Below are 12,713 nucleotides of genomic sequence, written 5' to 3'. Positions count from 1 at the left end.
ACTATATTCACTACTACAATCACAAACGAATGAAAGAAAAATTAAAAGACCTAAGCCCGGTGGAGTACCGAACTCAGGTCTTAGCAGTTGCTTAACTAAATATGTCTAACTTTTTTGGGTCAGATCAAAATTCACTCTCGATGGTTTTTGTCCTTCTTATCACATTCACTGGAAAGCGTTCGCCCTTAGTAGAAATCAGCGGCTTTACTTTATTGCATTGTACTGTCTGACACGTCTTCTTAAGAGAAGTCGTGTTTTTGTTTTCATCGTGCCACCTAACTGCTGTTATTAAAAGAGCTTTTTAACGAGCGCACTCAAAGCAAGTATAATGGTATTGGATGCTTTGAACATTTTGGCTAGTTTAGGTAAACTAGAGGTAATGTAGTGATGAGAGGAAAAAAGAATATGTATGAAATAATCATGAATTCAGTTGATGATACAGAACGTTTTGCCTGCAAACTTGCGAATAAACTAGAAGCTCAGGATACGATTACATTAGAAGGTGATCTAGGCGCGGGCAAGACGACATTTACGAAAGCCTTGGCGAAGGGGCTAGGGGTCAAACGAACAGTCAACAGTCCAACATTTACGATTATTAAGCAGTATGAGGGAAGAGTACCGTTTAATCATTTAGATGTATATAGGTTAGCAGAAAGTGATGAAGACCTTGGTTGGGATGAGCTGTTTTATGGAGATGCGGTATCAGTGGTTGAATGGGCGCATTTAATTGAACAGGATTTGCCACAGGATCGTCTAGCGATAGAGATTTACCGAATCGGAGAAAATGAACGACGCTTTGTGTTAATACCTCGTGGAGAACGCTATGAGGCACTATGTGAGGAGCTAATGAAATGATTTGGTTAGGAATAGAAACAGCAAATACACCACTTTCCATTGCAGTTGTAAAGGACGGCAAAGTAGTGGCCGAGATGGTACAAAATATAAAATTAACGCATTCTGCAGGTGCGATGCCAGCGATTGAAGAAATCCTGGCACGAATAGATGTAAAGCCGAATGACTTGGATGCGATTGCAGTATCTGAAGGACCAGGTTCTTATACAGGTGTCCGTATAGGTGTGACATTAGCAAAGACATTAGCATGGACATTACAGAAACCTTTAGTCGGCATATCTAGTTTAAAAACATTAGCTGCCAACGCTGCCCTTTATAACGGGTTAATTTGTCCAATTTTTGATGCTAGAAGAGGCAATGTCTATACGGCAGTTTATCAAGGTGAGACATTAGAAGCACTTGTGGAGGATCATCATGCACATATTGATGATTTATTAGTGCGTTTAAAGGCATTAGAGCAACCTATTTTATTTGTAGGAACAGATGTTGATATATTTTGGGAGAATATTGTGCAAATACTTGGTGATCATGCAGTACGTGCACCATTTAGTATTGACTTGCCACGCGCGATGGAAGTCATTCATCTAGCGATGAAAATGGAGTTACAAAGTGTCGAAGCTACCCATCACTTCGTTCCACAATATAAACGGATTGCCGAGGCTGAGGCGAACTGGCTGAAAGAACAGAAGGAGAAGGAACATGAGTAGGAATGTAACTTATCGAAAAATGGTTTCTGACGATGTGCCAGCAGTTTATGAAATTGAATTGGCTTCATTTCCAGTACCATGGACGTTAGATTCCTTTTACTACGAAGTGCATGAAAATCAGTATGCGCATTATGTACTGGCTATAGATGAAGATGGTAGTATTATTGGTTTTTGTGGAATGTGGATGGTCATAGATGCAGCTCAAATAACAAATGTAGCTGTGATTGAGCAGGCTCGTGGCAGAGGGATAGGCGAAGGACTAATGCGTGAGGCGATGCATATAGCGAGTTTACATGGAATGGAAGTCATGACGCTTGAGGTACGTGTAACAAATGTAGTTGCACAAAATCTCTATCGCAAGCTTCATTTCCAAGATGGTGGTATACGGAAAGGCTATTATACTGATAACGGGGAGGATGCCCTTGTCATGTGGGTGAATTTATAATGAATAATGGATTGATATTAGCAATAGAATCGAGCTGTGATGAAACAGCTGCTGCAATTATTCGAAATGGTCATGAAATTGTTTCGAATGTTGTTGCTTCACAAATAGAAAGCCATAAGCGATTTGGTGGCGTAGTTCCTGAAATCGCTTCACGTCATCATGTTGAACAAATTACAGTGGTTATTGAGGAAGCATTAGCACAAGCGAATATAAAACCAGCTGAGTTAGAGGCTGTTGCCGTTACGGAGGGTCCAGGTTTAGTCGGTGCGTTGCTAATTGGCATAAACGCGGCTAAGGCTTTTGCATTTGCCAACAATTTACCGATTATCGGTGTACATCATATTGCAGGTCATATTTATGCCAATGCTCTTGTCCAGCCAATGGAGTTTCCATTATTGGCACTTGTTGTATCAGGTGGGCATACGGAGCTTGTTTATATGAAGGAACATGGCTCCTTTGAGGTTATCGGTGAAACAAGAGATGATGCAGCCGGTGAGGCATATGATAAAGTGGCACGAGTTTTAAATTTACCTTATCCAGGTGGCCCACGCATTGATCAGCTTGCTCATGAGGGTGAAGAGGCTGTTCCTTTTCCAAGAGTGTGGTTAGAGGAAGGGTCTTATGATTTTAGTTTTAGTGGCTTAAAATCAGCGGTCATCAATTATAAACATAATATGGATCAACGTGGCGAAGCTATTTCGCCAGCAGCCGTAGCAAAGGGCTTTCAGGAAAGTGTTGTCGAAGTACTAACCGCGAAAACATTGCGTGCCGCTCGCGAATATCAGGTGAAGCAGGTCATTGCAGCTGGTGGTGTAGCAGCCAATAAAGGCTTACGTGCTTCATTAGAGACAGTGTTCGCTGAGGAAGGAATTCCGTTTTTTGTACCACCACTCAAATTGTGTACAGATAATGCGGCAATGATTGGAGCAGTAGCGATGCCAATGTATGAAGCGGGTATCCGAGGAAACTTAATGATGAACGGTCGTCCAGGCATGGAGTTAAAATCCTGGGTGTAGTAGTAAATGAAGGAGGTATCTTATTGAAGATATCTCTTTTTTATTGTCGAAAATTTGTTGATAAAAAATGAATGTAGCGAAGAGAAGCGTCAAATGAAATGGTTTAATTGACAAATTTTTCGGAAAATTATCCACAGGTAATAGAGCGAACTAAATACCGAACACGCGTACTTATGCACAAATTGTTGATAACTTGTGCATAACTTGTGATTATTCAATATATAGTAGTATGTTTTACACGAGGTGATGTGGATAAAATAATTTTTAATTGTGGACAGTGTGGAAAACTCTGTTGATATGTTGGTATTACTAGATTTATGGTGTGAATAAAACTGTGGGCATTTTTTGTCGAAAAATAGCACTTGACCAATATATATGAAAAATGAAGGAGAGTAAAGAAAAAAGCCATGCGACAATGCACACGGCTTAAATCAAATTACATATCTATATTTTCTAATTCTTCATTTAACTCTAACCACTCTAATTCTAAAAGCTCATGCTGTTCCTTTTCAGTAGCCAATTCGTCTTGTAGTTGGGCAATTTTTTCATGATCTGTAAAAATTGCAGGGTCACAGAGAGCTTCCTCTAATCTATCAATGGAGACTGTCGTTTCTTGCATCTTGCCTTCTAATTCTTCGATAGTACGTCTTATTTGCCGTTCGCGCTTTTTTGCCTCTTTATCAATTTTGGAGGTAGAGGACTTATCAGGTAGTTCCTGCTGTAGTTGCGGTTGGGAAGTACTTTTCATTTGTGCTAGCTCCAACAGCTCCTGTTTTTTCTCTACATAATAATCATAGTCCCCTAAATATTCAAACGACCCAGTTCCAGACAACTCCACTACCTTCGTAGCGATACGATTAATGAAGTAGCGGTCATGGGAGACGAATAGAAGCGTTCCAGGGTAATCGATCAAAGCATTTTCCAGTACCTCTTTACTATCTAAATCTAGATGGTTTGTAGGCTCATCGAGAATTAAAAAATTGGCCTTTTGCATCATTAGTTTTGAAAGTGCCAGTCGTGCTTTCTCACCGCCTGATAAAGAAGAGACGGTTTTATCCACATCTTCTCCACTAAATAGGAAACGTCCTAATACGGTGCGAATATCTTTTTCATTCATAAGCGGCCATTCATCCCATAGCTCTTTTAAGACACTTTTATTGCTTGAAAGCTTTGCTTGCTCTTGATCATAATAGCCAATTTGTACATTCGTACCATAACGGATATCACCTGCTAGAGGTGTTAAATCTTTCACAATCGTTTTTAATAATGTCGATTTACCAACTCCGTTTGGTCCAACAAGAGCAATCCGATCCTCGCGAAAAGTACGTAGCTTAATCCCACTAGATATGCGCTGATCGTTATAGCCGATTGTTAAATCATCAACGGATAATACATCATTTCCACTTTGACGTTCAATCGTAAAACCAAAACTAGCGGATTTCTCATCACCATCCGGCGATTCCATCCAGTCTGTTCGTTCAAGCATCTTCCGTCGACTTTGTGCCATTTTTGTTGTAGAGGCACGTGCAATATTCTTTTGGATAAAATCCTCTAGCTTGGCCTTTTCGTCTTGCTGACGCTCAAAAAGTTTGACATCACGTTCATAGTTTTTAGCTTTTTCATCTAAATAAGCACTGTAGTTGCCTGTAAATTTTGTGACACGATGACGTGAAACTTCGTAGACAATGGAAACAACTTGGTCTAAGAAGTAGCGGTCATGGGAAACAATTAAAATAGCGCCCTCATAGTTCTTTAAATAAGATTCTAACCAAGATAATGTTTCAATATCTAAATGGTTCGTAGGCTCATCGAGAATTAGTAGGTCTGGTTTACTCAATAAAAGCTTAGCTAGTGCTAAGCGTGTGCGTTGTCCACCAGATAGTGAGCTAATAGGTTTATCATAGTCTTCCGGATAGAATTGCATGCCGTGAAGCACTGAGCGTATGTCCGATTCATATTGATAGCCGCCAGCATCCTTAAATGTATGCTGTAGTTGATCGTATTCCGACATAACTTTGGCATACAGAGTAGGATTTTCATAAACAGTAGGATCTGCCATTTGCTGTTCGAGCGAGCGGAGTGTTTGTTCTTGAACTAAAAGGGGTTCGAAAATGGTCATCATTTCATCCCAAATAGTTAACGTAGAATTTAATCCGGCATGTTGCTCTAAATAGCCAACCTGGATGCCCTTTGGAATAATGATATCCCCTGAGTCATAGGACATTTGACCAGCGATTATTTTTAATAAAGTAGATTTACCTGCACCGTTGCGCCCTACTAAGGCAACGCGATCACGGTGTTGAACTTCTAATTTCACACCACTTAAAATTTCATCTGCAAGAAAGGATTTAGTTAGTTGATTGACCTGTAAAACAATCATTCTTGACACCTCAATTCTACCTTAGTGTAATGGATGAACGATTTGCATGCAATGTCGGTGCTTTACTTATTCCGAGCAGTCATGTAAGATTGAAACGATTTCTTTTTAGTTAGCTGCGTACAAAGCGCCATTAACTAAAGAGAAATACGCTAGTGGATTGAAAAATGTTGTATATAGTTAAGGATAAATGTATTAAAATTAGTACAGTAAAATTGATTGAGTTTCATCTTAAGGAGGAGAAAGTTTGAAACAAGAATTAAAAATTCCACAAGCCACTACAAAAAGACTTCCTCTTTACTATCGATTTATTCAAAACTTTGCACAAGAAGGTATGGAACGTATTTCGTCGAAGGAACTGAGTGAAGCGATGAAAATAGATTCTGCAACCATTCGCCGTGACTTTTCTTATTTTGGTGCTCTTGGAAAGAAAGGCTATGGCTACGATGTACAGCATCTATTACAATTTTTTAGCCAGACGCTTGATCAACATGAAACAACAAAAGTAGCGTTAATTGGCGTGGGGAATTTAGGCAGTGCATTATTAAAATATAATTTTCAAAAAAACCACAACACTCATATTGTTGTAGCATTTGATTCGAAAGCGCCGAAGGATGGCAAAATGATTAGTAACATTCCTGTTTTTCATCCTGATTTGCTGGAAGAAAAGTATGCAGAATACGGGGCAGAGCTAGCTATTTTAACAGTATCACCACGCTCTGCGCAAAAAATGGCAGATCGTTTAGCGGCTATGAATGCAAAGGGAATTTTAAACTTTACGCCCGAGCGCTTAACGGTGCCAGATAGCATGCAGCTCTTAACCATTGATTTATCGGTAGAATTGCAAGCGCTTATTTATTTAATTCGGAATCAGGAAGTGTGAAAATTTTACATATTTTATAGTGGAGTTCACTGTTTCTGTCAAATAGTAATTTTAAATAAAACAAGGTAAAATCAGTGAGAGTGACGAAAAACTTTCACATATAATTAGTTAGCAAAATGGCGAAATATGCGTTAAAATGATGGATATAAAGAGGAGGTGGCTGTAATGGGCGGTATTGGTCCTATGAGCCTCATTATTATCGGAGTTGTCGCGTTACTAATTTTTGGTCCTAAAAAGTTACCAGAGCTTGGTAAAGCATTTGGTTCAACACTACGTGAATTCAAAAATGCTACTAAAGGTTTAGCCGACGAAGATGATGATGACAAGAAAAAGAAAGAACTAGATAAGTAAGTTAGGATGTTGAGGAATGAATCCAAAAGATCTAACTGTCATTGAGCATATAGAAGAATTAAGAAAACGGCTGTTCATTGTTGCCGTTTTCTTTGTTCTCGCTATGGCCGGCGCCTTTTTTGTCGCCAAGCCACTTGTTAAATATCTTCAAGCTACCGGAGCAAAATATAATATTGAGCTCCATGCATTTGACGTAGTAACACCACTAGCAATTTATATTCAAGTTGTTTTTTTAATTGCATTTATTCTTTCATCGCCAGTATTAATGTATCAATTGTGGTCATTTATTAGTCCAGGATTAAGGGAAGTAGAGCGAAGAGCAACCTTAAGCTATATACCATATTCATTTTTATTGTTTATCGCAGGGTTATCTTTTTCATACTTTTTATTATTCCCGTATGTCATCAAATTCATGATGAATTTATCAAATGATTTAGATATTAAGCAAACAATTGGAATACATGAGTATTTTACATTTTTATTTAAACTCACAATACCATTCGGTTTTCTATTCCAATTACCTATTGTAGTATTGTTCTTTTCACGGATAGGTATATTGAGTCCAGATCTACTAATTCGTATTCGTAAATATTCATACTTTGGTTTATTTGTATGTGCTGCTCTCATTGCACCACCTGAATTGGCGTCTCATTTAATGGTATCAGTGCCCCTATTTATCCTGTATGAAATTAGTATTATGATATCTCGAGTTGGTTATAGGAAATATTTAAAATCAGAGGAAATTCGATTAAAAGAAGAGCAGGAAGCTGAGCAAAAACGCCAGATTGAAGAGGCTCTTGAGCAACAACGACGACAAATAGAAGAATTGAATAAACAGTAATAGATAAAGCTCGGTGCCTACATAAAGGCACCGAGCTTTTGTATTTTTGACAACTTTATAGAGCTTTACAAAAATTTATTGCATTTTTTCTAGTTCTTGAAGAAACTTTTGCAATGGTTCTGCATAGAATTGTACAAGTGTCACAAATCCATTCAGCATGACATGTGCAATAATGGAAGTCCAAATACGTTTTGTTTTGTGATATAAAAAGGCGAAGATCAAACCACAAATTGTATAAAGTAAAATATGGGAGAAGTCGAAGTGGATAATCGCAAAGAATATAGCACTTACTATTGCCGCCACCCAAAAGTTTGTTGTTTGGACAAGTGATCCAAATATAACTCTACGGAAGACGAACTCTTCTAAAATGGGACCAAATACAACGATCGCTAATATGGCAATAGGAGCTCCTTTAGCTATAGCGACAATATCAGCGGTATTTTGGGAACCTCCTTCAATACCAAAAACCGCCATTTCAATAGCTGCTCCAATCATTTGACCGAAAAATACAAGGAAGAAACCAAGAATACCCCAAACAATTGTGAGTGGTATCGTTTCTTTTTTTCCTTGATAAACGTTCCAAAAGGCTTTATCACGGGATGTTAAGATTAAACTTAAAATGAGCGCCACGGCAAAGCTAAGCGCAATATACCATCCTTGAGTTATTGGTGCTGCTTGCTCAGAAGCTAGGCCAGTCATCTTCATAACCAGCTTGTGAAACGGTAAGAGCAACCATCTGCTTGAGATATGCATGAGGATATAAATCAGTAAAACATATAGAGCTGTTTTTTTATGTTTTGTTACTTTTGGAGAATTAGTCACAGTCAAAATCCTTTCCATTCATAGGCTTCCTTTCTATTGTAGATGAATATGGAAAGAAAACAAAATTTTTCGAAGTTCTGACTTGCAAAAAAAAGTGTGATTGATTATCATAATAATTGTGTTAGCACTCGATGTTATAGAGTGCTAATAAATTCAACAATTATTATTATTAGGAGGTTGTTTCACTTGTTAAGACCACTAGGAGATCGTATTGTAATTGAACTAATCGAGGTAGAAGAAAAATCTGCATTCGGTATTGTACTACCTGACTCTGCAAAAGAAAAACCACAAGAAGGTAAAGTTGTAGCAGTTGGGACAGGTCGTGTTTTAGAGAACGGACAACGTGTAGAGCTTGACGTTAAAGTTGACGACCACATTATTTTCTCTAAATACGCTGGTACAGAAGTTAAATTTGAAGGTAATGAATACCTAATTTTACGCGAAAGCGATATTCTTGCAATTATTGAATAATATTTGATGCACCTTAAATTAAGGTGAATGCTTATTGTTTCTTGATCGAAAAGTGACAATAAGATGAAATTGATATAAATATATTGAAGAAGCTTAACGAATATTCCATTTCAGGAGGGTAAATTCTCATGGCAAAAGATATTAAATTCTCAGAAGACGCTCGTTCATTAATGTTACAAGGTGTAGATAAATTAGCAAATGCGGTAAAAATAACATTAGGTCCAAAAGGGCGTAATGTAGTATTAGAAAAAAAATTTGGTTCACCATTGATTACAAATGATGGTGTGACAATCGCAAAAGAAATCGAGCTGGAAAATCCATACGAAAACATGGGAGCAAAATTAGTAGCTGAGGTTGCTTCTAAAACAAACGAAATCGCTGGTGATGGTACAACTACTGCAACAGTTCTAGCACAAGCAATTATTCGTGAAGGCTTGAAAAATGTGACAGCTGGCGCAAACCCTGTAGGTATCCGTAAAGGTATTGATAAAGCTGTTGCTGCGGCATTAACGGAATTACACTCGATTTCTCGACCTGTAAGCAATAAAGATGAAATCGCACAAGTTGCTGCTATTTCAGCTGCTGATGATGAAGTTGGACAACTTATTGCTGAAGCGATGGAGCGTGTAGGTAATGATGGTGTTATTACAATTGAAGAATCTAAAGGCTTCACAACAGAGCTTGATGTAGTAGAAGGTATGCAATTTGACCGTGGCTATGCGTCACATTACATGGTAACAGATACAGATAAAATGGAAGCAGTTCTAGATAACCCATATATCTTAATTACAGATAAAAAAATTACAAATATCCAAGAAGTATTACCATTATTAGAACAAGTGGTACAACAAGGTCGTCCACTTTTAATGATTGCTGAAGACGTTGAAGGAGAAGCACTTGCAACACTTGTTGTGAATAAGCTTCGTGGTACATTCAATGCTGTAGCAGTAAAAGCACCAGGTTTTGGTGATCGTCGTAAAGCAATGCTAGAAGATATCGCTATCTTAACTGGTGGACAAGTGATTACAGAAGAATTAGGCTTAGACTTAAAATCAGCTGATATTTCTTCACTTGGTCGTGCTGCAAAAGTAGTTGTGACAAAAGACAATACTACAATTGTTGAAGGTGTAGGCGGTGCAGATGCAATCGAAGCACGTATTGGCCAAATCCGAGCACAACTTGCTGAAACAACTTCAGAATTCGATAAAGAAAAACTTCAAGAACGTCTTGCGAAATTAGCAGGTGGTGTAGCAGTTATTAAAGTAGGGGCTGCAACAGAAACAGAGCTTAAAGAGCGTAAACTTCGTATTGAAGATGCTTTAAACTCAACACGTGCAGCTGTTGAAGAAGGGATCGTATCAGGTGGTGGTACTGCACTTCTTAACGTATATGCAGCAGTTGAAAAAGTGGCTGAATCTGAAGCAGGCGACGTAGCAACAGGAGTGAAAATCGTCCTTCGTGCTTTAGAAGAGCCAGTTCGCCAAATTGCTAACAACGCAGGTCTTGAAGGCTCTATCATCGTGGATCGCCTAAAACGTGAAGAAATTGGCATTGGTTTCAATGCAGCAACAGGCGAATGGGTAAACATGATGGAAGCAGGCGTAGTAGACCCAGCGAAAGTAACTCGTTCAGCTCTACAAAACGCTGCCTCTGTAGCTGCACTGTTCTTAACAACAGAAGCAGTAGTTGCAGACATTCCAGAACCAGCTGGCGCAGGTATGCCAGATATGAGTGGAATGGGCGGCATGCCAGGAATGATGTAAGGGATTATTCACTTCCATCTTGTGAAATAATTACTGGTCATGTAAATAATTAATTTCAATCACAATAACCACTTCTCGGTAAACAAGAGAAGTGGTTTTTTTGTTGCTTAACTTTGCCTATCAATACTTTTTAGATGATAGATTGCACTGAAATCCAAGTAATAAATGTTGAGGATATTACTTATAATCATGTGATAGCATTTGATGAACTATGACTTGATTTAATGCAATTGTGTAGGTACTCTACGTTTTAGAGATGTTGAACCCTGTTACAACTTTCTGTTATTATTATCCTAATTGCATAATATAAACCAATATATAATGATAAAAAATTACTGAGGGGTTATAACATGAAGAGAACAACAAAATCGGTTATCAGTATCATTGTCATTTTCATCATTTTCGGTGGAGCATTTGGTTATATTAAATCCACTGAACATATGGAGAAGCCTGTCCCTGAAAAAGAAAAAGCAATTGTTGAAAATGATGGTGTAATTCTTGAAAGTAAACCTGTTACAAAAGAAGAATTGCTTTATCCTGACAATTTAATAGAACACAAAGTAAACGAAGCCATTCATAACATGTCCCACCAAAAAGTTGAAGCTAGTGTAAAATGGGGCCACACTGAAATCACACAAGAAAAAGTTGATCGATTGTTGGCTGTATGCAAAATGAACGATTATAAATATAAAGAACTTTACATTTCAATATTGGAAAGATGGTCGAAGGGTGATTTTTCTCATGCTGTAGAGGATCATAACGCAATTTGGGAGATGCAAGGTGGCGAAGAATCAAGAAATTCAGGAAGAGCGACGCGTCTATTGAGACCCGAAGAGGAGCGAGCTTATATTGAACACAATTTAAAAGCAGATTTATATGATAAATAACACTCAGCAAAGGGTGTTATTTTTTTATTTGTCGGCCCTTTACCAGTCTGCAGTTAAAAAATGGAGAGCTAGTTTTTTGTGTTTTTTAATAAAAAAATCTAATAAAAAAAATTTTCCTGTTGTTTTTCCTTAGATTATCCCTTACAATACGAAATGTAAAATGATAATGATAATCGTTATCATTTGAGATAATTTGGATAATTGAGGTGACATTTTGGATAATCAGGAAGCTAACAGAATAGGGATGGGCAATATATATTATGTCATCATCTTGCTATTAATCGGCTCCATTATAATATCTGCCGTTTTTTCTGTATCAATTGGTCAGGTCAGTATACCCTTCAAGCAATCAATGGATATCTTGTTGCATGCTGTATCTAATGGAAAGTTTGGCACACTCGATAGTGTGGATAGTGAGTCCTATTTGAATATTATTTTACAGGTCAGAATGCCACGTGTTATTTTTGCACTGCTCATCGGTATTGGACTTGCTTTATGTGGGGCTGTGATGCAAGCAGTTGTACAAAATCCTCTTGCTGATCCATACATACTTGGTATTTCTTCAGGGGCATCATTGGGTGCAACCTTTGCCATTTTAGTTGGCTTTGGCAGCAGTGCATTGCTGGCACAATTCGGGGTTGCCTTTGGCGCATTTGCAGGAGCCATGCTTACTTCTATGGCCGTGCTAATTTTATCTAGTATTGGTGGTAAAGCAACATCGGTAAAGCTCGTCTTATCTGGTGTTGTGATAGGTGCATTATGTAGCTCATTTTCAAGTCTTATTATCTTTTTTGCCAATAATGCTGAGGGCATAAAAACCGTTACTTTTTGGTCTATGGGAAGTTTAGCCTCTGCAAGCTGGGATAAAACACCGATTTTAGCAATCGTCATCGTATTAGGAGCTGCATTATTTCTTTTTCAACATCGAGTGCTGAATACGATGTTACTTGGAGATGAATCTGCTATCACATTAGGTATCAATTTAAGTGTTTACCGTAAATTGTATATGATTCTCACATCGCTAATAACAGGAACGATGGTTGCTTATGCAGGTATGATTGGTTTTGTTGGCTTAATTATTCCACATATTACGAGAGGGATTTTCGGGGCGGATCATAAACGATTAATGCTAGGAACGTTACTCTTAGGAGGACTTTTCATGATATGGGCAGATATTTTGTCTCGAACATTGATCGAGAATGTTGAACTACCGATTGGCATCATTACTTCTGTCATTGGATCACCATTATTTATCTATATGATTGTAAAAAAAGGTTACAACTTCGGAGGGTAGAACA

At 38.0% G+C, this 12,713-nt stretch carries 14 protein-coding genes; 12 read left to right on the top strand and 2 right to left on the bottom strand.

Going from position 1 to position 12,713, the window contains the following annotated elements:
• The 5 genes from C9J29_RS23290 to tsaD form a co-directional block, all read left to right on the top strand.
• Window positions 1-95 (top strand): IS3 family transposase (locus C9J29_RS23290; RefSeq protein WP_141395400.1); only part of this gene is annotated, 95 nt, incomplete at its 5' end.
• A 310-nt stretch (window positions 96-405) separates the two neighbouring features.
• The gene (tsaE, locus tag C9J29_RS23285; RefSeq protein WP_043990256.1) at window positions 406-855 is read left to right on the top strand and encodes a tRNA (adenosine(37)-N6)-threonylcarbamoyltransferase complex ATPase subunit type 1 TsaE; all 450 of its coding nucleotides are present in this window, start codon (window positions 406-408) and stop codon (window positions 853-855) included.
• Complete coding sequence (gene tsaB, locus C9J29_RS23280; protein ID WP_107922867.1) at window positions 852-1,559, top strand: tRNA (adenosine(37)-N6)-threonylcarbamoyltransferase complex dimerization subunit type 1 TsaB; 708 nt, start codon at window positions 852-854, stop codon at window positions 1,557-1,559. The genes tsaE and tsaB overlap by 4 nt, the downstream gene beginning before the upstream one ends.
• Window positions 1,552-2,004 carry a ribosomal protein S18-alanine N-acetyltransferase gene (gene rimI, locus C9J29_RS23275; protein WP_107922866.1) on the top strand — a complete coding sequence of 151 codons (453 nt, stop codon included), beginning with the start codon at window positions 1,552-1,554 and terminating at the stop codon, window positions 2,002-2,004. Before tsaB ends, rimI begins: the two co-directional genes overlap by 8 nt.
• A complete protein-coding gene (tsaD, locus tag C9J29_RS23270; RefSeq protein WP_090003190.1) occupies window positions 2,004-3,020 on the top strand; it encodes a tRNA (adenosine(37)-N6)-threonylcarbamoyltransferase complex transferase subunit TsaD in 1,017 nt (338 codons plus the stop codon). Before rimI ends, tsaD begins: the two co-directional genes overlap by 1 nt.
• A 436-nt stretch (window positions 3,021-3,456) precedes the next feature.
• On the opposite strand, the gene C9J29_RS23265 is transcribed toward tsaD, so the two are convergent.
• The gene (locus C9J29_RS23265) at window positions 3,457-5,400 is read right to left on the bottom strand and encodes an ABC-F family ATP-binding cassette domain-containing protein (protein WP_107922865.1); all 1,944 of its coding nucleotides are present in this window, start codon (window positions 5,398-5,400) and stop codon (window positions 3,457-3,459) included.
• A 244-nt stretch (window positions 5,401-5,644) separates the two neighbouring features.
• Between C9J29_RS23265 and C9J29_RS23260 the strand changes: the two genes are divergently transcribed.
• From C9J29_RS23260 to tatC, 3 genes are all read left to right on the top strand, one after another.
• Window positions 5,645-6,280: a redox-sensing transcriptional repressor Rex gene (locus C9J29_RS23260; protein ID WP_012291935.1), complete on the top strand. Its 636-nt coding sequence runs from the start codon at window positions 5,645-5,647 to the stop codon at window positions 6,278-6,280.
• A 165-nt stretch (window positions 6,281-6,445) separates the two neighbouring features.
• Window positions 6,446-6,631 carry a twin-arginine translocase TatA/TatE family subunit gene (locus tag C9J29_RS23255; RefSeq protein ID WP_008176991.1) on the top strand — a complete coding sequence of 62 codons (186 nt, stop codon included), beginning with the start codon at window positions 6,446-6,448 and terminating at the stop codon, window positions 6,629-6,631.
• A 16-nt stretch (window positions 6,632-6,647) separates the two neighbouring features.
• Window positions 6,648-7,472, top strand: coding sequence for a twin-arginine translocase subunit TatC (gene tatC, locus C9J29_RS23250; RefSeq protein WP_008176990.1), 825 nt, complete (start codon window positions 6,648-6,650; stop codon window positions 7,470-7,472).
• 75 nt (window positions 7,473-7,547) lie between these two features.
• Here the strand turns inward: tatC and C9J29_RS23245 are convergent, their stop codons facing one another.
• Window positions 7,548-8,312 carry a CPBP family intramembrane glutamic endopeptidase gene (locus tag C9J29_RS23245; RefSeq protein WP_036120942.1) on the bottom strand — a complete coding sequence of 255 codons (765 nt, stop codon included), beginning with the start codon at window positions 8,310-8,312 and terminating at the stop codon, window positions 7,548-7,550.
• A gap of 168 nt (window positions 8,313-8,480) precedes the next feature.
• On the opposite strand from C9J29_RS23245, the gene groES reads away from it, so the two are divergent.
• The 4 genes from groES (at window position 8,481) to C9J29_RS23225 (ending at window position 12,709) form a co-directional block, all read left to right on the top strand.
• The gene (gene groES / locus C9J29_RS23240; protein WP_008176986.1) at window positions 8,481-8,765 is read left to right on the top strand and encodes a co-chaperone GroES; all 285 of its coding nucleotides are present in this window, start codon (window positions 8,481-8,483) and stop codon (window positions 8,763-8,765) included.
• A 128-nt stretch (window positions 8,766-8,893) separates the two neighbouring features.
• Window positions 8,894-10,528 (top strand): chaperonin GroEL, encoded by a 1,635-nt coding sequence (groL, locus tag C9J29_RS23235; RefSeq protein WP_008176984.1) that lies wholly within the window; start codon window positions 8,894-8,896, stop codon window positions 10,526-10,528.
• Between the two features lie 350 nt (window positions 10,529-10,878).
• Complete coding sequence (locus C9J29_RS23230; RefSeq protein WP_089987155.1) at window positions 10,879-11,415, top strand: DUF6241 domain-containing protein; 537 nt, start codon at window positions 10,879-10,881, stop codon at window positions 11,413-11,415.
• Between the two features lie 214 nt (window positions 11,416-11,629).
• Window positions 11,630-12,709 carry a FecCD family ABC transporter permease gene (locus C9J29_RS23225; protein ID WP_036120937.1) on the top strand — a complete coding sequence of 360 codons (1,080 nt, stop codon included), beginning with the start codon at window positions 11,630-11,632 and terminating at the stop codon, window positions 12,707-12,709.
• Window positions 12,710-12,713 lie beyond the last annotated feature (4 nt).

Source organism: Lysinibacillus fusiformis (assembly GCF_003049525.1).
GTDB classification, from domain to species: domain Bacteria; phylum Bacillota; class Bacilli; order Bacillales_A; family Planococcaceae; genus Lysinibacillus; species Lysinibacillus fusiformis.
This window is presented reverse-complemented; position numbering and strand designations above follow the sequence as displayed.